This is a genomic window from Hydrocarboniphaga effusa AP103 (assembly GCF_000271305.1).
Taxonomy (GTDB): domain Bacteria; phylum Pseudomonadota; class Gammaproteobacteria; order Nevskiales; family Nevskiaceae; genus Hydrocarboniphaga; species Hydrocarboniphaga effusa.
This window is the reverse complement of the sequence record NZ_AKGD01000001.1, coordinates 366,883-389,079: the sequence shown is the minus strand read 5'-3', so window position 1 is coordinate 389,079 and position 22,197 is coordinate 366,883. Positions and strand designations below refer to the sequence as shown.

At 60.4% G+C, this 22,197-nt stretch carries 17 protein-coding genes; all 17 read right to left on the bottom strand.

Translation table 11 applies throughout. The features are described 5' to 3' along the window. Positions 1-5: 5 nt before the first annotated feature. The 17 genes from WQQ_RS24130 to WQQ_RS24580 all read right to left on the bottom strand — a co-directional run bounded on the left by WQQ_RS24130 (position 6) and on the right by WQQ_RS24580 (position 22,104). On the bottom strand, positions 6-677 hold the full coding sequence (locus WQQ_RS24130) for a class I SAM-dependent methyltransferase (RefSeq protein WP_040452812.1): 672 nt from the start codon (positions 675-677) through the stop codon (positions 6-8). A 17-nt stretch (positions 678-694) separates the two neighbouring features. Then, positions 695-4,666 carry an SDR family oxidoreductase gene (locus WQQ_RS22785; protein WP_007183318.1) on the bottom strand — a complete coding sequence of 1,324 codons (3,972 nt, stop codon included), beginning with the start codon at positions 4,664-4,666 and terminating at the stop codon, positions 695-697. 499 nt (positions 4,667-5,165) lie between these two features. After that, the gene (locus tag WQQ_RS01730) at positions 5,166-8,348 is read right to left on the bottom strand and encodes a type I polyketide synthase (protein WP_157534467.1); all 3,183 of its coding nucleotides are present in this window, start codon (positions 8,346-8,348) and stop codon (positions 5,166-5,168) included. Between the two features lie 251 nt (positions 8,349-8,599). Next, positions 8,600-9,616 (bottom strand): FAD:protein FMN transferase, encoded by a 1,017-nt coding sequence (locus WQQ_RS01720; RefSeq protein ID WP_007183316.1) that lies wholly within the window; start codon positions 9,614-9,616, stop codon positions 8,600-8,602. A 32-nt stretch (positions 9,617-9,648) separates the two neighbouring features. After that, the gene (locus tag WQQ_RS01715) at positions 9,649-10,542 is read right to left on the bottom strand and encodes a PepSY-associated TM helix domain-containing protein (protein ID WP_157534466.1); all 894 of its coding nucleotides are present in this window, start codon (positions 10,540-10,542) and stop codon (positions 9,649-9,651) included. Between the two features lie 42 nt (positions 10,543-10,584). Then, on the bottom strand, positions 10,585-11,181 hold the full coding sequence (locus WQQ_RS22780) for an FMN-binding protein (RefSeq protein ID WP_007183314.1): 597 nt from the start codon (positions 11,179-11,181) through the stop codon (positions 10,585-10,587). Between the two features lie 238 nt (positions 11,182-11,419). Further along, a complete protein-coding gene (locus tag WQQ_RS01705; RefSeq protein WP_157534465.1) occupies positions 11,420-11,890 on the bottom strand; it encodes a group I truncated hemoglobin in 471 nt (156 codons plus the stop codon). 73 nt (positions 11,891-11,963) lie between these two features. Then, the gene (locus tag WQQ_RS01700; RefSeq protein ID WP_007183312.1) at positions 11,964-13,043 is read right to left on the bottom strand and encodes a DUF3034 family protein; all 1,080 of its coding nucleotides are present in this window, start codon (positions 13,041-13,043) and stop codon (positions 11,964-11,966) included. 336 nt (positions 13,044-13,379) lie between these two features. Continuing rightward, a complete protein-coding gene (locus WQQ_RS25065; protein WP_272942414.1) occupies positions 13,380-13,502 on the bottom strand; it encodes a hypothetical protein in 123 nt (40 codons plus the stop codon). Between the two features lie 68 nt (positions 13,503-13,570). Beyond that, the gene (locus WQQ_RS01695; RefSeq protein ID WP_007183309.1) at positions 13,571-14,572 is read right to left on the bottom strand and encodes an AgmX/PglI C-terminal domain-containing protein; all 1,002 of its coding nucleotides are present in this window, start codon (positions 14,570-14,572) and stop codon (positions 13,571-13,573) included. Between the two features lie 138 nt (positions 14,573-14,710). Beyond that, complete coding sequence (locus WQQ_RS01690; RefSeq protein ID WP_083844376.1) at positions 14,711-15,217, bottom strand: ExbD/TolR family protein; 507 nt, start codon at positions 15,215-15,217, stop codon at positions 14,711-14,713. Next, positions 15,214-15,792 carry an ExbD/TolR family protein gene (locus tag WQQ_RS01685; RefSeq protein WP_007183307.1) on the bottom strand — a complete coding sequence of 193 codons (579 nt, stop codon included), beginning with the start codon at positions 15,790-15,792 and terminating at the stop codon, positions 15,214-15,216. Before WQQ_RS01685 ends, WQQ_RS01690 begins: the two co-directional genes overlap by 4 nt. 7 nt (positions 15,793-15,799) lie before the next feature. Next, positions 15,800-16,381, bottom strand: coding sequence for a MotA/TolQ/ExbB proton channel family protein (locus WQQ_RS01680; protein ID WP_237714994.1), 582 nt, complete (start codon positions 16,379-16,381; stop codon positions 15,800-15,802). A gap of 129 nt (positions 16,382-16,510) precedes the next feature. Further along, entirely contained in the window at positions 16,511-16,792 is a 282-nt protein-coding gene (locus tag WQQ_RS01675; RefSeq protein WP_007183305.1) for a hypothetical protein, read from the bottom strand. Beyond that, entirely contained in the window at positions 16,789-17,469 is a 681-nt protein-coding gene (locus tag WQQ_RS01670; RefSeq protein ID WP_007183304.1) for a tetratricopeptide repeat protein, read from the bottom strand. The genes WQQ_RS01675 and WQQ_RS01670 overlap by 4 nt, the downstream gene beginning before the upstream one ends. Next, positions 17,453-20,320, bottom strand: a complete 2,868-nt coding sequence (locus tag WQQ_RS01665; protein WP_007183303.1) for a tetratricopeptide repeat protein — start codon at positions 20,318-20,320, stop codon at positions 17,453-17,455. Before WQQ_RS01665 ends, WQQ_RS01670 begins: the two co-directional genes overlap by 17 nt. Beyond that, positions 20,317-22,104, bottom strand: coding sequence for a tetratricopeptide repeat protein (locus tag WQQ_RS24580; RefSeq protein WP_192812939.1), 1,788 nt, complete (start codon positions 22,102-22,104; stop codon positions 20,317-20,319). The genes WQQ_RS01665 and WQQ_RS24580 overlap by 4 nt, the downstream gene beginning before the upstream one ends. Positions 22,105-22,197: the final 93 nt, after the last annotated feature.

Genomic DNA, 22,197 nt, shown 5'->3' with positions numbered 1-22,197 from the left:
TTCCGCTAGGACAGAGCTTCGTCTGAAGCACTGAACAAGGCTGCTGCACCTTGAACCTCTATGCGATAGTGCCGAAAGTTCTGAGCCAAGGCAGTCCGAAGACCATCGAGGCCATCATCGCTATTGTTGAAGATCCCCATGCGATTGAAGGCTTTCATCAGGAGGCTGCCGAACAGGTTTCTTTTCACTCCGATTGATAGAAGTGTGCTGCCGAACAGCACGCCGCCTGGGCGCAAAAGATGTTTCAAATGCGAGAAAGCGACCCCTTTCTGGGGAAACTGACCAGGTACCACGTGCAGAACATAGTTGATTCCGATGGAGGTGACAGGCTCGGCACTGCCCTCGAAGGGATGCAGAACGTTGTGTTGTATCGGCTTCGGCTGGCAATGTTTCAATTGGTCGGCAGCCTTGCTGAGGCAGTCGGGATTCAGATCCATCAGCTGAAGGTTCTTGAGTCGGCTGGCGGGTAACGCGCGCTGAAGGTAGTACGTGGAGACGACCCCTACCTCGAGGTGCTCATCAGTTACATGGCGCCGATAATGGCTTACGAGCTTCTCTCGTGGGCAGTTCCATGCGAAGCGATTGTTGAAGTAAGTGACATAGAAATCGTAAACCGCCAGCATGGTTCTGCTGCTGTATACCTGTACCGATTTCTTCGCTCTGGCATCAGTATCCATTGTCGAGTTCTCTGGGCCTAAATTCTGATCGTGATTCCGCCGTCCATGAGAAGTACCGCTCCACTGATTGCATCGGCAGCACCGCTCAACAGAAAGTTTGCGACGTTGGCAACTTCCTCCGGCAGCATCAGGCGGCGGGGCAAAGTCTTTTCTTCCCAGAGTTCAATGGCTTTTGCGCTGTTTGGAATCTTTGTCATCAGCTCTCCATAGACGGCACCGGCGGAGATGCAGTTGACGGTTACGTTGTACTTTTGGAACTCCACGGCCATCGTTCTGGTGAGCGATTCGACAGCGGCTTTGAGTGCTCCCATGCAACCAAAGTCCGGGGTATGGCGACTGCTGATCGGAGATGAGAGCGTAATGATCCTGCCGCCGCCTCGGCGGGCCATGAGTTTGACGGCGTGCAGTGCACATTGGTGCAGGCCAATGACGTTGGTTTGAAAGCCTTTGGCCCAGTGCTCGTCTGTTATCTGATCGAAGTCGCCGATGATTCCGTTGGAGGCGTTACTGACAAAGAAGTCGAGGCCCCCAAAGCGGCTTTCGATTTCATCGAACAGAGCTTGACGGTGAGCCTTGTGAGCTACAGAGCCCCAGATGAAATGCGCTTTGCCACCGGCGTCGACAATTGCTTTTGCGGTTTGCTCGCCGGCATCCCGAGAATGGAATGCGTTGACGATCACGGTGGCGCCAAGGCCAGCGAGTGAGGTGGCGAACTGTCGTCCGATGCCTCTGCCGGAGCCGGTTACGAGGGCGACCTTCCCGCTAAACGGTTTGGCATCGCCTCCAAAAATCTCGCGTAGATCTCTGACCCGCGCCTGGGCGCCGGTCTCCGGTGCTTGGGCACGAGCCGCTTGGAATAAAGGAGGAGCAATCACGGAAGGCGCCGATATTCTCTTCTGTAATGCCGACTGAAGGACTTCAGCGGCCGCTCGAATGGTGCGGAAGCGGCCGATATCCAGTTCAGCATCGTCAGGGATACCGAAATGCTTGCGAGTGGCGACGAGAATCTCGCCCAATTTGACTGAGTCGATGCCAAGGTCGTATTCGAAGTCCGCGTCGGGTGTCAGCACCTGGGCAGGAAAGCGCGTCACTTGCTGAACGATTTCCGTCAGTGCGGCCAGTACGGAACTCGGTGTGATGGCAGGGACGGTTGTGGAGGCAGCGGCGGGTTCGGATGTTAGAAGCGTTGCCGGGGAGGGCAGAGAGCTACGGGGTTCAGTCTGTTGGAGTGCATGTTTCAAGACTTCTGCCGCGCCCTGAATGGTGCGAAAGCGGCTGATATCCAACTCTGCATCGTCTGGGATGCCGAAATGCTTGCGAGTGGCGACGAGAATCTCGCCCAGCTTGACCGAGTCGATGCCGAGGTCGTATTCGAAATCTGCATCGGGTGTCAGCACCTGGGCAGGGAATCGTGTCACTTGCTGAACGATTCTGGTCAGGGCAGGCAATACGGATTCTGGTTCGATCAAGGCGACGTTTGTCTTTGTCAGCGTCAAAGCGACAGCCGGCGCAGATGTGAGTGGTGTTGGCGGCGGCAGCGATGGGGCGGAGCCCGCTTGTGCCTGGTGGAGTGCACTCTTCAAGACTTCTGCTGCGCTTTGAATGGTGCGGAAGCGGCTGATATCCAACTCTGCATCGTCTGCGATGCCGAAATGCTTGCGGGTGGCGACGAGAATCTCGCCCAGCTTGACCGAGTCGATGCCGAGGTCGTACTCGAAATCAGCATCGGGCATCAGTACTTGTGCGGGGAATCGCGTCACCTGTTGAACGATATCGGTCAACTCACCTACGACGTTCAAGGGTGGCCGCATGATGATCGCCGTAGGCAGTTCGGCTGGGGCCATAGACGAAGCTAGGATGACGTTCATTTCGACCTTGGAGATGCTTCGAGCGAGATTTTCGGAGAAGCAGACGAGTAAGCGGCCGTCAGCGGTGGTTGCCCAGACACGGTCCATGACCACCGTGTCTGGAGAGCCCGGAAGGGGGCGGGGACGGGTCGCGTGCAGCCGGGCGCCACGCAGCAGGTCCGGAAGGGCGCCTGAGTAGAAGTCGAAATGCACGCTGGTCTGGCCGCAGGCAACGGGGACGTAGGACGGCATGCGCCCTTCGGTCGGTTGCATGACCGAAAGTCTCCAAAGAGCATCGATGAATATGGATGGAGTCAGCAGTGCAGCATGTCGATCGGATGCCAGGCTCAATGGAAGGTCGAGAAGCGCATTCTGCTGATGCTGGCTTACCCGAATCTGCCGTAGACAGTCGAAGGCTCCCTTGAGTGTGAGACTTCCCGGCGAGCTGATGTAAGGATCGAGGATGTAATAGCCCTCGGTCTCCGGAATTGGAGTTGATGCTGCCGGCGGATGGCTGCTCAGGGTGTCCGCGCATACCAGGATGGCTTCGCAATTCAGCGAGTCTTCCCTCAACACCCAGCCGTCCTTATGAACGAGGTCGGACAGCACGGTGACCTTGACCGTCGTCGAATCATGATCGTCCGATATGACTTCACCGACGATGCGAACACGATCACGACGGTGGTCGAGGGAACGCACGAACTGTTTGAAACTTGCACTTTGGATGCCGACGACATGATGTCGGCCGGATGTTTTTTGAGCGATGCGTATCGAGTGCGCAAGCAGTGCCGCCCCCGGCATGGTCGGAATGCCGTCGACCAAGTGGTCCTTCAAGTAAGGACTGGTTTCCAGACTCAAATCCAAGGGTTCGCCGTAAGTTCTTCCCTCGCGCTCAGGAGCTTCGCGAGTGGTTACCTCGTAGTAAGCAATTTCGTGAGGTGTGGCCAAGACGTTGATGGCCCGGAGAGGCTGCCCATCAAGTAATAGACGCGAGAAGATGTGCTGGCCCTCGGAACGCGTGACCGGATACAAGCCTCGTTGCTGAGCCAGCGAGGCATACTCGGAGCCGCGGGTCATGCCAATTCCCGCCCAGCCAAGCCAAGCGAGGGATGACCATTTTTCCATCGAGCTTTGGCTTGCCTGTGCGTCGGCAATGCGGTTCAGCGCCTCGTTTGCCGCTCCGTAATCTGGCTGTCCGTCGTTACCCCAGACGCTGAACGATGAGGTCAGAGTATGGAAGTGGACATTCGAGATCGATTGTGTGGCTTTCAAAGTTCTGTATACGTTGCGCAAACCTCGAAGTTTCGTATCGACGACGGAGGCGAACTCTTCAACACTCTTTTTTGCGATGGTCTTTGAAAGCTGGGTGCCTGCGCCATGAATCACCGCATCGACGGGGCCATGCTCGGCGACAATGCGCTGTATGGATTTTGTAGCGGCAATCTCGTCGACGATATCCGTCGCCACGTAGTGAAACGATCCGCCGAGTTGGTTCAGTATATGTACGTTTCGGTATATCTCGTTTGCCGCGACATAGTCTTGGTATCGTCGGCGTAGAATTCGAATGCTGCTTGCAGGGTCACGCGCCAGTTCATCCTGATAGAAGCGTTGTTCGTAGCGATCAAGCGCATCTGCGTCCATGCCGAGAATGTGTTCGGGGACATCATCCAGGCTGGTGCGACCGATTGCGATGACCTTGCAGTTGCGCTGCCTGATGAGCTCTTCGAGGAGCACTGCGGTGACGCCGCGCGCTCCTCCTGTGGCAAGAACGACAGCGCCTTGCTTGATGGCAGGCGGCTCCTTCTTGATCGAGATATCTACTATCGGAGATAGGGCGTGACGAAATCTTTTGCCCTTTCTGTAGAAAATTTCAGCGAACGTATCCGCGCGATTTGGTGCCTGCATTTCTGCGTGCAGGACAGTGTTTGACTCACTGAAGGCTTGGTCCGTATGAACGGCCCTGATCAAAGCGTTCGGATAATCGCGTGCGATTGATTTGGTCAAGCCGCCGAACAGTCCCGTGAAGGGAGATATCACCCCGGTGTCCAGCCAGGCGTTGCAGACGAGTCCGATGATGCGTGTTTTCCCGCTCGAGAGTTCAGCGTGGAAATGCTTTGCCAGGATGAACAGGACGTTGAGCAATTGCTGTTGCTCCTGCAGTCCTTCGTCGAGTAGCGAAGACGCGTGAAAATTCCGGGCATCGACTGCCAGGACGATTGCTTTCGGGGCTACCCCGGAATTCGCTAATGCATCTGATATTGGTACGGTTGATTCAGGGGATGACAGAGTGGCGATACGGGCGGAACTAGCACTGGTTTTGTCGATAGGCGGATGCAGTGCCCATACTCGATGAAGTCCCGGCAGTGTTGGTGTATTGGGTGACGATATCGATCGAGGCAGGATCCACAAAACGTCGTGAGGCTGTATCGATGTGTCTTCCTGCGATGAAGGCAAAGGAGCTTCTATCGGTATCGGCCGATAAAACTCGATAGGGGTAGGTGAAGCCTGTCCCCCGGAAACTACCTCTGCCGTACTCAGGAGTGCCGTCGAATGATGGCTCTGCAGTGCTCTGGCTATCGACAGGACGCCAGCCATATCCCTGTATATCGGTTCACCCATAAATCTTCTCCGACTTTTGTTGTCAGGCCGCAAGGTCCATTGAACGATGAGCAGAACCCGAATGGATTTGGCGTAGTGGCGCTATGATCGGAAGGTCGTACTTCTCGGCAATCTTTTTCGTCGCCACAGCAAAGACGACTATCCCTTCTGCTACTTCAGAGTCGTGGTGCTCGCCTAGCTCTGCGAAATGCTTGCCCAGGCTCATGCCGCCACAAACCACAACATCGGCGTTACCGAAGCGCACATAAAGACCTGCTATTTCCAGGGAATCTGCGGAGCGGGCGCTGCTCTCGCCGACGATGAAATTAGGCCCCTTTAGATCGTTTAGTTGCGCAACCCGGCCAGAGACGATGCTCGGCATGATTCCGGGAAGTGTGTAAGGCCCGGAAGGAAGGTGGGTTTTACGCAACGTGGTAAAGAAGCGATCGGTGGCTGATTCAAGCCAGGCGTCAGGTCCTGCCGTTGCTGAGATTTCACGAAGTAGTCGACGCAACCTGTCTTCGTAGATAAAGAGGTTGGTGACGCAGGCTCTATCGCACTTGTCATTGTGCGAGAGGATGACGGATATTCTTTCGGGATCGACACCTTTGCCCTTCAGCATGCTCAGGGCGTCCTCGCAACCCATGAGCGACAAGTACTGCGAGCGAGACATTTGCTCTGCGACATCGGGTAGCAAAAGCTTTCCGGCCGGGATTTTCAACGCTTGCGCTTTGAATCTCAGGAAGTGTGAGTCAAGATTGTCCGTTATGGAGTCGCCAAACGGAAAGATGGTCCGAATTGCGCATATCACGACGTCTTGATGATCGGCGCCAGCATGCTGGTCGCGCGGAACCGAGGCGATGGATGCCGGGCAATATTCTTCGATTACCACGTGCGCGTTTGTGCCCCCAAAGCCAAAGGAGTTGATCGCGCAGCGTCTGGGTTGCCCGGCCGTATTGGCAGGCCATGATTCATGAGTCGTCGTGACTTGAAACGGACTGCTTTCGATCTGGAACCGGCTATTGATTCTATGCAGAGCCGTTTGCCCAGGCATGATCTGATTTTTAAGTGCATACAGCATTTTCACGATCGCCGAGCCACCCGATGCCCATCCCGTGTGGCCAATCAGGGATTTTCCAGCGCCGAGCCTGATCTTTTCCAAATCGGGCTTGCGTGTTGAGAAGGCCCGAGTGAGAGACTTGAACTCGACGACGTCGCCTGCGGTAGCGGTAGCGTGGGCTTCTATGTATTGAATGGACTGACGATCCACGCTGCTGCCGGAATATGCGCGCTCTATTGCGAGATGCTGCCCGGTGACCGTCGGAACATTGACCCCTGGAGATTTTCCATCGCTCGACAACCCGATGGCTCGAATCACTCCATAGATGTGATGGCCTGCGTTGACTGCATCGCTCATGCGCCTCAGTAATAAGGTCACCGCACCATCGCTGAAGACAGTTCCTTCGGCGTTATCGTCCAGGGCGCGAACGGCGCTGGTGGCCAAGCCCCTGAACTGTGCAAAGAGAGCGCTGTTGCCTGCGCTTGCTGCGAACGCGCCGCCGCACAGGGCAAGGTCGGTCTGCCCTGTCATGAGAGATTTGACCGCCAGGTCGGTGGCGTACAACGAAGACGAACAGGCGGAATCAACGAGAATGGTTTTTGTCTCTGCGCGAAATAGATCGTTGAACACCACTTTGTAGGTCTGCGCCGGGGAAAAACTCTCGGGGTTTCCGGTTCCACCACCAAAACGGCGTTGTAGAAGCTCCAAGCGCTCTTTGCTGCTGGAGCTTGCTTCTGGAAGCTTTTCGATCCCTTCGCGAAAGTGCTTTAGAACCAGAGATTCGTCATATTCACGGATACCATCGGGTGTCGCCCCGTAGAAGCAGGCAACTTTTCCGAAGTTGTCGGAGACTCCGTAGCGCTCGAAGGCTTCGGTGCTCGCGACCGCGATCATCTTCTGTATTTTTGAGTATTGGCGGCTTGCTTTTATACCAATAGATGCAAAGCGCTGGTCGAGGAGAGTTTCGTCGACGTACCCCGCCAGAGGCGAGTAGGTTTTGTCGACCGTTACAGCTTCTTCGTTATACAAATCCTCAAGGAAGAACGGATCAACGGCATCGCAACGGCTGATCGTGCATCGCCCTTCCAGGATATTCATCCAGTATTCGTCGGAATCGAGAGCGCCTGGCAATACACATCCGTAACCGACAATCGCGACCGGCTCCATCTTGTCTGCTGGAATCTGTGCGTCGGGTGTCGAGGTTCTTATGCTGGTTGCTTGTGAAAATGGACTCATTTCGAGTGCTCCATGCAGGCTGATGTCGCTGTGTTCTCGGAGTGTTCTACGCACCAGATTTCGCAGCAGAGTGCCCCCGCCACATTCATAGAATGTGCGATAGCCGAGCGCATAAAGGTTTTGTACCGCGGAGGCGAAATCGAATGGGGTCGTTAAGTGGCGAGACAATGCGCCAGCGATATCAAACCCGGGCGATTGGACGCAGCTTTCGCTGGGGAAGTAGATGGGATAGGTTGCGTCTGCATAGCGGATGCGGCTGGCGCGCTCGCGGAATATCGGCACTGCAGGAAGCAGCTTCGTGCAGTGGAACGGATATTGACTCTTGAGCCGATGCATCGCCCGTTGCTCGAGTCGCAGCTTTTCATCGAGCCTTGCGAGATCCTGTTCACTGCCTGATACGACAGCTTGTTCTGGATGATTGATGACGGCGATTTCGAGATCATGGTCCTGCAAGTCCCGAAGATGATGTTCGAGTTGCTCGGCTCCCATTGATACTGCCGCCATCCGCCCAGCCTGCTCCAGGCCTTGTAATGCCTTGATTCTCTCGCAGACGAGTTGTGCTCCATCGGCGAAGCTCACTGCGCCGCCGACAGCCAATGATGCAAACTCGCCAAAGCTGTGGCCTAGCATGATATGTGGCGTGATACCTCGCTCGATCAGTGAGCGGCCCCATAGAAAGCCTCCCAGGTATATGCCCAACTGTTCGCAGGAAAATGGCGGCTTTTCACGGTCTCCAAGTGATAGGGAGGCATGAAAGTCCGTTCCGAATTCGGTCCCGCAGAGGTGCTGCACCAGTTGAAAAAGCGGGCGCACCCCGGCATTCGTTTCGAATTCGCTTTTTAGTGCAGCAGGATGGAACCCCCCTTGTCCTTGAAATAGAAAGACGGTGGTTCCACGAGGCACTGGCCGATCAGTTGCTGCTTTGCCCATCTTCACTTCGCTCCCCAGCGGGTGATTTGGTCCGGCGCGACGGCGATGCAAAAAAAAGCGCCCGATCAACCTTTTCGAGTTGATTGGGCGCCCTTGCCCCTAAGCATTGAAATTGGACGATCAAGCCATCGTTAGCTTGCATCGGACCCGGAGCCTGACTTGTGGTTCAGGGGCGGGGGCTAACACGAAGCAATCTTCGTGCTGGATCAATCTTCGACCGCTCCGAAGATCAGCAAAAGGCTTGCGTGAGTTTACGTAGCTGGAATTACTCTCCACGCGATGCCCGGCTCGGGCTGCAAACGCGCTGCCAGCTTGGGCGTGACGGCAATCTGCCCTCTATCATCGACAGCCAAAACCTGATCGATTCCCAGTTGTTTGGCGAGCGCGGGCCAATGGTTTGTACCCGCGACGAATAATGCTGCCCCGCCAGCTTCCGCAAGCGCCCCATCTGAGTGCACGACCGTAAGAGATCGAAGCCCACTGGCGCACTGTCCGCTGCGCGGATCAAGGATATGCGCGTAACGTTTTCCCTCGTGGATGAAATAGCGCTGATCGTCTCCATGGGTGTTCACGGATTCGTCTCGAGCATCGAGAATCGCGATCAAATCTGGTGCGTCGATGTCGTCATCCGGGGCCAGTGGCCTGCGAATACCGATGCGCCAGGATCGCTCGCGCCGTTGACCACGAACTGCGATGTTGCCGCCGGCGTCGATGGTTGCGTCCACGAAGCCTTCCGCCGCGAGCAGATCGAGCGCCTGATCGACGATGTAGCCCTTGCCGATGCCGCCGAAATCCCAACCTACGTTCGGAGCAGGGCCGTAGTGATCAGCATTGGGTGTGTAGTCGGGGGCTCTCGCGAGCGCCTGCATGAAGGCTGTGATTTCATCGGGGGGCGGAGGCTCGTTACGAATGCGCTCGACACTGTCGAAGCCCCACAGATACACCAGCGATGCGACGCGCGGCTCGAACAGGCCGCCGCTGGCCTGGCGCATCTCCCAGGCGCGATCGAACAGGGGGCGCAACGATGTCGGAATGGTCGGCGCCTTGCCGGCGCCGAGTTCGCGATTGAACTCGGCGAGTGCTCCGTAACCCCAGGCCCAGCCGTCGTGGCCGAAGTTGCGCAGCAGGATCTTGAGCTCGGTCATCGCACGCTTGACGCTACGGAACTGGCCCCGCCGCTGCGGGGCCAGTGTGACCGTGATTTCCGTGCCCATCGCCAGAAAATTTCTTCTGACGAGTGGTGGAGGACCGAACAATTTGACGACCATGGGCTACCTGCGGGTGGCCGTCGTTGTGGGGGTCAGCGTCGAGCGGCTTTACGCTGCTGGTTGGTACGCCAGATGATCCAGACGCCGGTGATGCTCAGCGCCATCGAGGCGAGGCCGACGAAGTTGATCAGCCAGGCTCCGCCGATGCCGAAGATGCGACCGCTGTGCGCGTCGACGAGGACGTGCTCGAGCGTGACCGAAGGTAGCGAAAACGGCATCGCCGCATTGCGCTGTGCCTCGGGCAGATCGACCGGCGCGGCCCACTCGACCGGCGAATTCACGGGCAGCTTTTCCCAGCCGAGGCCATCGCTGGTCACGTAGGCGTCGAGGTCCTGAATCACGACTTTCGACGGATTGCCCGGAATGGTGCCGATACGACGAACCTGCGGTGCCGGCAAGGTGTAGCCGCTCATTTCATCGACCAGATCACCGGTCGGTGAAAGCACGAATACACGTTCCGGCTCCGCAATGAACAGCAGTGGCTTGTCGGCCGAGCCGGCGACCGCCATGCCGAGCTGATGGCTGATGCGCATCTTCAGCGGCTTGCCGTCGAGCATCGAGGCGTCCTGCGCTTCCGCGAGCCAATGACCGCCGACGTTGTAGCCCTTGGTCGGAGGCTCGGGATGCAGGCCGTACAAGGCCATCACCCAGCTCGCGGTGATGGGTTTGACGTCATAGCCCCAATCCGCGCTCTGGTTGATCAGAAAGCCGCTGAAGCCGAGCCAGCCCATGAAGACGAAGGCGAACAGGCCGATGCGCTTGTGCCAGGTGCGCAGCGTCATGCTCAGGTTCGTCTTGGGACGAGCCTGCGTGTGCTGGCGGCGCGAGGACAGCGCTTGTTCACTGAAATGCCGCAGACGTCCGACCACGCCTCTCGGCTTGGTCGGCTGCGGGGTAGGGGACTTGGGTGAGGTCATGGTGGACATGTCAGTAGGACCTGATGAGTTGGGCCTTACCGGCACTCAGCCTCAAGCCGGAACCGACGCGTCCAGCGCCAGTGCTACACGCGCCATGCGTTTCATCAGGTTGACCGAGTAGGTCGCGCCCGAAACGTTGTCGACATTCTTGTCGATGCCCGCGCCCGATGACTTCGCGCCAACGAACTGCTGCAGGAAGCCGGCCGTGCCGATCTGATCCCCGCGCGATTCGCGGTAGATCAACACGCTGGCCGATTCGATGGCGCCGCCCTTGACGACGAAGCCACAGGTGGTTGGCAGATAGCCGGCCTTGCCGATCTCGTCGAAGATCCAGACGGTTTTGCCGTTGGCACGCCAGTAGCGCGTGCGCTGCGGCAGTGGCTGCAGCATGTCGCCGCTCTTGCCCGCGGTGTCGGCGACTTGCGGGGCCGGAACCTGGCCGCCGAAAACGCCCGAGAGATAGTCCTCGGGCTTGGTGTTGTACTTGTAGAACTTCTCGAGGCCTTCGGCGGCGCGAGCGCTCATGGACACGAAGCTGACAACCGGGAACGACAGGCCGGCAACGACCATCGAACGGCGCAGCGAAGAATGCTCGACGGCTGCCTTGCGGGAGCCGATGGAGAAGAGGTTCCTGAAGGTCGATTTCATTTCTGTATTCCTCTGAGAGGTTTCGTGGTTTTTTGTGCCGCAAAGTGCTGCAAAAATCAGACTGCAAAAAGTGATGTCGGTTACCGCGATGGCGAACAGCTGAACGGTGCAAGCAAAACAACGTAGACGCAGATAGAACGAATCGGAGGCCAGGCTGCCCCGGCCCCCGATTCGTAAAAACGCTAACCGCTTTCTGAGCTTTTCTTCGACAAAGAAATCGTCGGGAAACGAATCAGATTTAGCGCGTGACGATGTCGGCCGTGAACGGAGCCAGCGCGTTGATGAGCTGGTTGCAGGTGTGATACTTGATCACGTTGCGTTCGCAGGCGTTGTAAGCCGCTTCCACCACCGCGTTGAACTGCGTCATGGTGATGCCGAGGTCAGCGTGAGCCGCGCTCATGCTGGCGCCCTGATACTCGTTCGGACCGCCGAGCACCATCGTTTCGAGCTGCGTGTTGAGGAAGATCTGGCGTTCCGGGTTGCCGAATTCGCGGAAGATCGGAGCGATGCGATTGTCGAGCATGATGTAGTAGAACAGGCTCTCGACCCAGGCGCGGACGCCTTCGCGGCCACCGAACTCTTCGAGCGAAGAAGCCGGGATACCCATGATCGGGCTCGTCGGATTCTCACCGGCGAACGATGGGGCGGAGGACATCGCGGCGATCGACAGCGCAGCGCCAGCGAACAACTTCTTGGTGAAAACTTTCATGAAAATCTCCATCAGTTAAAGGTGCAATAGAGCTACGACGTGTGTCTTGCTACTGGATGCACTTTTAGATTTTTTAGAACGTGGCGTGCAGGGAGAAGTAGAGACCGTTCTGCTCGCGAGCAACCGCAATGTCACCCAGGAACAGATAGGCGAACGTCAGCGAGTAATTCTTGTTCGGCGCGTAGGCGAAGAAGAAGTCGTACCAGTCAGACTCATTTTGCGCGAGCGTATTGCGAAGTCCGGTTGCGCCTACTACGCCGCCAACGATACCTCCGATCAGCGGATTCAAGAGTGCGTCACCGTTGTCGTTGGTGGACAGCAGGTTGCCTGCATCAACTGGCTTGTTCTTCTGCTTGTTGCTGTGCTGCTGGTACTCACCACCGATGGCGAAGTTCTTCTGCAACAGATAAGCCGTCGAGAACTCGAAGCGGAAATCCTTGTCGTCATCGCACTCCGTACGGCCGTTGTTGCACTCGCCGAAGCCGGTCAGGCCGATCTGGTTGGCAGCGCTATAGCGGACCGTCAAGTTGACCAGCGTGCTGTAGCGGAAGAACACCTTGGTGAACGCAAGATAGGCTTCCCAGTCCTTGGCCTTGTCGGCGCTCAGAGTGCGAGTGAACTCCGGCGTGGTGTTGTTTTTGTACAGAAATCCGAGAGAAGTCTGCGGGATGAAGCTGTCGGAGGTGTAAACCGCATCGCCGAACAGACGCACCTTGGCGCCGTAGGTATCCATTTGCAGCTTGCTGCCGTGGGGGTCGAGGCCAAGATTCCCGGCAAGACCCAGGGCGTCAGCCGCCATGGCGACCGTATTGACGTTCGACAGGTCGGTCGTCAATTTGACGTTGACATACGAAAGCTCAAAGCGATCGTAGAAGCCGACCGAACCGCCGATCCAGTTGATGTCGTAGTTCGGCAGACGCACATACGTGAAGCCTACGCCGCCGTTGATGCCGTCACGGCTTTCATAGCCCGTAATGGTTGCCCACGGCACCGCGCCACCACCGCCCGCGCCGTCAACCGTGAACACACCGCCGGTCAGAAACACCTTGCCGTCGTTGTACATACCCGCCCAGGAACCCGTGGAGAACAAGCTCAACGCCGCGAACGCCGCCGACTTGATCCAACGAGATCCATTTGCCTTCGACCCTTTCATGCCTCAACTCCCTCTATTGGTTGCGTTACTGCTTGTTGGATGAAAAGCCTCCGCCTCCGGAACACTTTTCGTTCGTACCGCACAGCGACAGGACGTTCTGCTCGTTTTCCTTCGGCTCCCCACGCGGTCCACTGCGTTCATTGCCTCGGAACATCCTCCGGAGCCCAAAACAAAAAAGTCCACGTGCTGACCCCAGTAACAAGGTTGGGGGCCAAAACGTGGACTTCGGTATCCGGTAGATCGAGCGTCTTTGCTCGAAAACAACACGCGTTATCGTTGCGTGCCTGTCATACAGCAATCAGCATGCCAATACATGACCGCTGAATCAGTCGGCGTTCAGCTTTTGGAGTTCCGAACGCTGCAATCGGCTTCGGGGCTGGCCACGAGCATCGGAACCAGCCGGCTGAAGGCATAGACGCAGGCGCTCGCGACGGCCGCGAGCACCAGGCTGGCGATCACCAGATCGCGCAAAAGCCGGAAGCGGGCCCGCCTCGATGACCTCTCGCTGGCTCGAGGGCTCAAGGCGTTCACGGCGGCAGATAGGCGAGCGGATAGTTCGGATAGACGAAGACGCCGACGTTCTTCGCTCCGAAATTCATCAATCGCACGCGCTGCAGAATCTTTTCTTCGAGTTCCGGATCGCCGAAGCTGCTCGATACCAGTGCGCAATCGGACACCGAGCCATCCGCCTGGATCGTCAGGCGCATCACGATGGTGCCGGCGCCCATGTTTGGATTGCTGCGCGCCGCACGATTGAACAGCGCGAAGAAGGCGGTCTTGTTGCGATCGAAAACGAGCTGGATTTCTTGCGGGGTGCGCGTAGCCGCCGGGCCAGCGCCCGAACCCGCGCCGGCCGCGCTGCCCCCACCGTTGCCGCGACCATATCCGATGCCGCTTTGCACGGCTTCTGTGCGACGCGAGCCCAAACGGGTGCCGGCGTCGTTTCCGGCGATGCCGTTGGTGTTCGTCCCGCCGCCGCTGCGGGAAGCGGCCGCTCCGGCGATCGAAGCGCCCAGCGCCGAGGTGCTGGCGGCCGAGCGCGGATTCGGTGCATCGCTCGTCAGCAGCGCCTGATTCGCGGCCTCCAGCGCATCATCGGTGCGCATGGCCGACAGGCGATCGTTGAACTGCATGATGCCGGAGCGGCTTGCGAGTTCGCGGGCCGCATTCGGCGCGGCTGCGGCTTGCGAGGCCTGTTCCGCTGGCTTGGGCTTTTCGGCCGGCGTGGTCGGAAGCGGCTTGGTTTCGGCGCGCGCCTGCTTGGCCGGCTCGGCTTTGGGCTCGGGTTTTTCTTCGGGCTGCGGCTGGACCTTCGGCAGTTCGGGTTCGGGCAGCACGATGAGTTCGGCGACCGGCGTGATGACTTCCTGCTCCGCGATCTCGAAGTGCAGCCACGGAATCACGATCGCGCAGACCGCCACCGGCACCAGCACGCGGCCGACGATGCGCCTGAATTTGCGATCGCTTTCCTGGGCGATGCCCCAGGAGTCGAGTCCGAGGGGTTGGTTATGGAAGGTGGCGGCGGTCATAGAATGGGTACGGTTGTGCTGGCTGGCGTCATCCAGACGTGAGGGACAAGCCGCGATGGCGAAACTGGCTCAAGTCGGCAGCTCCCTCACCCTCGGTCCCTCTCCCGCAGGGAGAGGGAGGCAAAGCGAGATCGGGCTTCACAAGCTGCTGCCTTTCTTCTCGACGACAGCGAGCGAGATGCGAGCGAAGCGCGTGTCGGTGCAGGTGGCCATCACTTTCTTGAGCAGGCGATAGGGGATGGACTTGTCGGCGACGATGTTGACTTCTCCGCGGGTGAGGCGGTTCTGGGCATCGCCTTCGACCTGCATGAGCGGGGCGAGCAGCAGGGCGGACTTGAGCGGGGCGAGCAGCTTGACGTCGGCGGCCAGCGCCTGCGCGGTCGACATCACCGGCTGGTTGTCGACCAGGATGCTGTCGGGCGTGACGACGATGGTGACCGACAGGCGCGGCTGATCCTTGATGACCGACTCGGGCAAGGTCAGCGAGCGCGGGCTCGGAATCACTTCGACCACCAGCGCGTTGACGAGCAGGTAGAAGACCAGCATCGCGAAGATGTCGATCAGCGAGACGATGTTGATGACCACCGTCTGGCTCTTGCGGCGGACAGCTCGCTCGGTGCGGCGGTCTCTCCGGCGCGAGCTCATGGTGTAGCTCCCGGCGAAACCGGCGTGGTGCCCTGCGCATCGCCGAGCGAGATCAGCGGATACAGCTCGCGCGGCAGGCCCAGGTTGCGCGCCTCGGCCGGCGTCAGGCGTGCGGCGTCCATGACCTTCACGACATCGTCGTAGGGCACATCGGGCGCCACCAGCAGCGTCAGGCTGTTCTCCGAAGGCGCCGCCTTCTTGGTCTCGACGAGCACTTCGGACAGCGCCTGGATGTTGTAGCCGGCTGGCGTGTTGTCGAGCTTGCGAATCGCGCCATTGCGATCGGACACCACCATCGCACCGGGCAGCAGGCTCACCGTCAGCTGCAGCGGCAGCTTCTCGGGTGGCGTGGCCTGATCGTTCGACGGCAGGTTCAGCGACAGCACGTTCAAGCGCGCGGCCGCGATCGACGAACTCACGAGCAGGAAGAACACCAGCACCGCGAACACGTCGATCATCGAGACGATGTTGAGCTCCTCGTTGCCGCCGCGCTTCAGATGCCGCTCGAGCCGGCGCGTGCGCCGGGCCTTGCGGGGCGCCTGGTCTTCTTCCTCGAGAAGGACCGGAGTCGTCATGACCAACTCAGCGGCGCTTGCAGACGGCGGAGACGAAACGCGAGCAGACCGACTCGAGCGTGTCGATGAGCTCGGTGGTGCGGCTGCTGAGCCAGGCATGGGCGAGCAGCGACGGAATGGCGACCATCAGGCCGAAGGCCGTGCAGTTCATGGCTTCGGAAATACCCGCCGACAACAAGTCCGCCTTCTCGGCCGGATCGGCGTTGCCCAAAGCCGCGAACGCACCGATCAGACCGAGCACGGTGCCGAGCAGGCCGAGCAGGGTCGACATGTTGGAGAAGGTGCCGAGATAGTGCGTGCGGCGCTCGATGGCGGGCAGCACTTCCATGAGGCCTTCCTCGGTGGCGATCTCGACTTCGGAGCGACGGTTGTCGACGCGGGCCTGGGCGAAGCCGGTGGTCAGCAGCTTGCCGACGGCGGTGTCGGATTCGCTGGCCAGGCGCTCGGCCTCGTTCAAGTCGCCGGCCTTGAGCAGCGGCGCGATCTTCGCCCACAGGTTGCGATTCTCACGCTCGGTGCGACCCAGAAAGATCACCCGCTCCACCCCCACGGCCAGCGCCAGCGCCAGCACCAGCGCAATGGGATACATGAATGCGCCGCCAGCCTGGAAAAAACGGATGACGTGGTTGAACAACTCCATGGTGAGCGAGACCTCTGTGGTGGTTGAAAGATGGATGCGAGCGTTCGCGATGGCGGCGGGCCCTGAAGCGCGAAAGCTTCAGCGCGGATCGACGCTCGATCGGCGGAATGCGGAGATGGTTTGCTGCGTGCGCACGCGGCTCTTGAGCTCGGCGGCGTTGATCTTCTCGGCGCCGGGTTCGAGCAGCAGCGGCGGGCGATCCATCTCGACCGGGCTTTCCTCCTGCCAGGGCGTGATCGTGAGGCCGAGCGCGGCTTCCTCGTCGCCGATGATGCGCGTGCCGATGGCGTCGTCGGCAGCCTGTGCGACTGCGGTACAGCCGAAGCCGAAGACCGCTGCGAAGAACAGTGCGGTCTTCATCGTGCCGACTCCGCCGTAGCGGACGCGGTGCGCGTCGTCGTGCTGTCTTCGAGCTCCTTGATCCAGACGCTGACCATGAGGTTCTGGTTCTTCGGTCCGGCGATGCGCTGGTATTCGCGATAGGCGGCGAGCGCGTTCTGCGGCTGGCGCAGCGACACGTCGTAGAGAATGCCCAGATTGAGCTGGGCCGGCGCGTAGTCGGGCTTGGCCTTGATCGCCTTCTGGTAAGCCTCTTCGGCGCGTTTGAAATCGCCGTTCTCGCGATAGAGCGAGCCGAGCCAGTTCAGAGCGACCGCATTGTCCGGGTTCGCGGTGCTGGCCTTGGCGAAGCTGTCGAGCGCCTGCGAGCGCTGCTTGCCTTGTGCGTAGAGAATGCCGAGCGCGGTCAGCGGCCCCGAGAAGGCAGGGAAGTCCTTCGACAGCGACACCAGGGCCGCTTGAGCTTCGGTCTGCTTGTGCTCGCGCATGAGCTGCAGCGCCTGCTTGAAGCGGCGATCGGCTTCGACGCGGTCGGTCGACGTGGTCGACGCGCTGCTGCTCGCGGCGACCGGCGTCGAGCTCTTGCTGCTGGCACTGTTGCGTGCCGGCTGGCGCGGCGCCGTGCCGCAGGCGGCGAGCGCCAGGACGAGCAGCGCGACGGCGCCGCGGTTCGCGTGTGACTTAGAGAAGGGAGTCATAAACGGTATCGCGCTGATCCTGCTTGCCGTACTTGGCGGGTGCGAGTTCCACCAGAGCCTTCGCGCTCTGGCGAATCCAGTCGTTCCACAAACCTTGCTGTAGCCGGGCCAGATTGGCCTCGTAAGCCTTGATGGCTTTTTCTTCGAACGGGAAGGCCTGTTCTTCGAGCAGGATGTTGTACTGCTCGAGTGCATCGCCGTTGAGATTGGACGGGCGGCTCGACTTCATGATCGCCTGGCCGAATTCGCGATAAACGCTGCCGAGTTCGTAGGTCGCGGCCGTGGTGATGTCGGGATCGCCGAAGCGCGCCGCGCGCGTGAGCGTGGCGATGGCGGTTTCGGTGGCCGCCATGCGCTCGGGCAAGCTCTTTTCGACCGGCAGGCTCAGCGCGACGCGACGTGCCTGCAGGGCCTGATCACGACCAATCTCGAGGCTCGCCTGCGCGGCCATCTTCTGCGTGTCCTGGGTGCGTGCGCTGCCGGCGGCTGCGTCGGCGGTGACGATCTCCTGCAGCCAGCGCTGATAGTTCGCACGATCATGCAGATCGTCGCGCGCCAGATCGGCGAGCCGGCGACGCGCCTGCATCGCCCGATCGAGCGGCTGCGGGAAGCTGCTTAGGTAGAACTCGTAGGACTGGTTCGTGAGCGCCGGCTGGCGGCTCTTGTCGTAGAGGTTCGCCGCGAGCCAGGCCGAATCGCGACGCAGCGCCGGCGATTCGCTGTCACGGCGCGCGATGCGCGAATACGCATCGGCGGCCGGGCTCCACTTCGAATCCTGCTCGTAGGCGTAGGCGAGCCGCTTGTCGACATCGGCGATCAACGCATGCTGCGGATAGCGGCTGCGGAAGGCTTCTAGCGTGCTTTCGGTGGCCGGCCAATCCTTGAGATCGGCGAATGCGACGGCGGCGTCGTAGTCGGCGTTCACGCGGATAGACGAGGCCGGCGCGACCTGGCCGACGCGCAGGAACGTGCTCGCGGCGAGCTTCAGGTCGCCGGCCGTGCGCGCGGCTTCGGCCTGCTTGTAGACCGAGGCTGCGAGCCGATCGGTAACCGCGCCGCGCTGTGCATCGTTTGCGGGCATTGCGTTGAGCAGCGAGCCGTAGGCGACTTCGGCCTGGTCGAACTGCTTGAGCGAAAAGCGTGCATCGGCCATCACCGACAGGCTGCGACGGCGCTGCTCGTTGCTCGGCCTGGCATCGTCCGCGAGCACGCGGCCGGCGATGTCGATGGCCTTCTGGTCGTCTCCGATCGTCAGCAGGTCTTCGGCGCTTTGCGTGAGCACCGCGTTGCGCTGCGCGTGCCCGGGCATCTTGTCGGCGAGCTGCAGCGAGGCATCGACCGATTGCTTGAGCGCCGCATCACGCTGGGCGCTGCCGGCATCGCGCGCCATGCGCTGATAAACCTGCACGGCGGCAAACGCGGCTTCGGGGGCGCGCGTGTTGTTCGGGTATTCGTAGGCGGCCTTGGTGTATTCCGCAGCGGCCTGCTGCGGGTTGCCGCCATCGAGCAGGGCGTCGGCGTAGAGCACGTTGATCTGCGGCGTGCGCTCGTCGGTCGGGAACAGCTTGAGCGTGCGCTGATACCAGTCGGCCGCGGTCAGGAACGACTTCTGCCGCGAAGCCGCTTCGGTCTCTGGCGTGCGCTGGGCGAGTGCCTGGTAGTGACGCGCGATGTCGTCGTAATGGCCGCGCGTGGTCGCGAGCATTTCGGCGGATGGCTTGCGCGAGGCCCAGTACGGACTGTCCGGTGCGAATTCGCGTGCGTATTCTTCCTTTGCGAGCAGCACCTGATCGCTGAAGCCCCCGGCCTTGTAGGCATCGATCGCGAGCGTCTGGAATTCGGGCGAAAGCTCGCTCTGCGGGTGGCGCTTGCGATACGTGGTATAGAGGCTCGCCGCATCGGTATAGCGCTGTTTCTTGAGCAGATATTCGCCGGTGTCGCGGTAAAGCACCGGCGCATAGCGCGGCTCGCCGGCGCGTTCGAAGTAGCGATTGAGATTGTCCGCTCCGCCGAGTCCGACGACCGAAAGGCTGGCTGCGTGCAATGTTTCCTTCGCCGAAGCTTCGCGATTCTTCGGCACGCCCGCGAGTGCAGCTTGCAGATCGTTCGACGATCCTGCTGCAAAACTGCGATCGAGAATGCCGAGGAACGCCGCCAACGATTGGTCGTACTTGGCTTGCTGATAAAGCGCCCAGCCGTACTTGTATTCTGCGGTTTCGAAGTAACGCGTTTCCTTGCCTTGGGCGATGACCTTCGCGTAAGCCGACTCGGCCTCGTCGTAATGTCCGCGCATGAACAGCTGCTCGGCCGCGCGGAACAAGCCGTCGCCGACGAGCGCCGATTGCGGGAAGCGTTCGCCGAGCTGTTGCAGACTGCGGATCGAAGCATCGTTGTTGCCATCGAGCTGATAGGCGCGTGCGAGCTGGTAGAGCGCGCGATCGTTGCCTGGATCGTTCGGTGTCTCGGCGAGCAGCTGTTCGTAAATCTTGATTGCGCGCTTGACGTCGTCGGGCTTGCCATTCCCCGCGTCGGAGCGCTGCACCCGCAGGTAGGCGGCGCGACGCATCGCCTCGGCGCGCACGACCGGATCGACGGCGGGCAGTTCGAGAATGCGGTCGTAATGTTCGAGCGCGACGCCGATGTCGGCCGGAATCGCTTCCGACATTTCGAGCCGCAAGATGCTCGGCGTCTTGACGACGAACCAGCCGTCGGAAGAGCGTCCGTTATCGTTGGCGACATCGCCGATGGTGGATGGGTTGTCCGCGGCGAATGCGGCCGTGGTCGCAAGCAGGGCTGCGGTGAACGCGGTGACGGTGAAGCCGGCGCTGCGTTGTTTCGGAGAGAGTTTCATTTTGCGCTGACCTGCAGCGGACGATCGTTGAGACGTGCGATCGCGAAATGAGCTTCGACGAGATAGCGTTCGGTCTGTTCCTTGATGCTCGTGATGTAGCGCGTGGCCGCGCTTTCGAGCACGGCGCGTTCTGCAACTTCGGCCGCGATCAGGCGATCTTCGATCGCATCCATGCGCTGTTGTAGTGCGGTGTCGCCCGATTTCTTCACGATGTCTTCGCGGCGCGACATCGCCATGCCGAGTTCGTGCAGCTGGTGCGCGGCTTCGAGGTGTTCGCGGAATTCCTCGTCTTCGGTGAGCCGTTCGAAGTAGAAATTCGGCGGCGCATGCGGGCGGTTCTTGAGCCACCAGCGCGGCGGTGGAAGGTCTTTGAGCCACCAGGACCAGCCGCTGCCTCCGGGGCTGTCGCTCTCGACGATCTTGCTCGCCATTTCGCCGCTGGCGATGTGTTCGAGTGCCTTTTCGAGATGCCCGCGCGTGTTCTCGAGTTGATCGACCGCGCGCTTGCTGTAATCGTGCGCCTGCTCGTGTGCGCCCAGATGTTCGAACGCATAGGGCAGGGCCAGCATCGCTTCCTGCACGGCGGCGTCGGTCGGATCGCGGCCGATGAGTTCGGTCCATGGCACCAGCGCGCGGCGCAGATCGTCCGCACGCTTGCCGGTGGCGACACCCCAGGCGTTGTTGAACGGCATCGCCTTGCGTGCGGTGCTGAGCTTCTCCGGGGCGCTCAGCGAGCTCTTCACCGATTGCGCGGTCAGCGGAGCCGTGCTTTCGGCGGCGTTGCCGCGCGGTGCGAGCATCGCCCAGCCCAGGCCGAGCAGCGCGGTGTTCGCATAGGGGCTGGCGCTGCGCACACGCTTGAACGTGGTCGCGGCCAGGTCGGGCTGCTTCATGCTCAGGAAGTAGTAGCCGAGCGTGGTGTTGGCCTGATCGCGCAACACCCAGGATTCGGCGCTGTTGGCCTTCTCGCTCGCGATCTGCTCGAGCATCGGAATCGCGTCGGCATTGCGGCCGGCGTCAAGCGAGGCGGCTGCGGACTGATACTTGGCGAGCACCGGCGAGGCGCTCGCATCGGCCGGCATGCTGTGGCGCAGCCCGCCGATGCAGGTCTGCAGGCGCTGTTCGTAATCGGCCGGCAGGTTGCCGCCGGCGGCGTCGCGCATCTGCATGATCTGCGAGGCCGCGCTGAAGTAGCGGCCCGAGTGGATCAGGTAGTCGATCTGCCGCAGCACGACGTCGCCCGCGGCGTTGACGAGCGTGAGCGAAGGATCGCCACCGAGCCCTCCCGGCTTGACCTCGATGACGATCGGCTGGCCGGCGGCAGGCGCTTCGATGGTCTGCACCAATCGCGAGCGCAGGCGCGGAACTCCAGGGCGATCGTCGTCGCCACGTGCGGCGTAGTCGATATAAAGACGATGTTGTCCCGGCGCGAGCGGAATCTGCGTGAGCTTGTGGAGTCCGCGTTCGTTGAGCGCGGCGGATTCTGCTGGGGAGTACGCGTAGCGCACCGGCTTGACCGCATCGATCTGGAACGTGACTTCGAGTACCTGCACCTCGCCGGCTTGCGATCCGATGTAGATCGGGGTCAGCGCCTGTGCGGATGGGCTCGCAGCGGGATCGAGTTGCATTGCGAGGCGCTCGATGTCGAGCGCCTCCATGACCAGATCGCCGGGAACTTCGGCGGAAGCGGTGGCTTCGCCGGCCAGCAGCAACGTGGTCAGAGCCAAGAGCCCGCCGACGCGGCGGAACGCACGGACTGTGGTGGTATGGCTATCGGTCTTCATCTTCCTGAGTGGCAGTCGGGGCTGGCTACGTGAGCCAGTTAACCTGTCCATGAGCCGACGGTGATGAAGCCGTCGTCCCGTTGTTTGGGACCG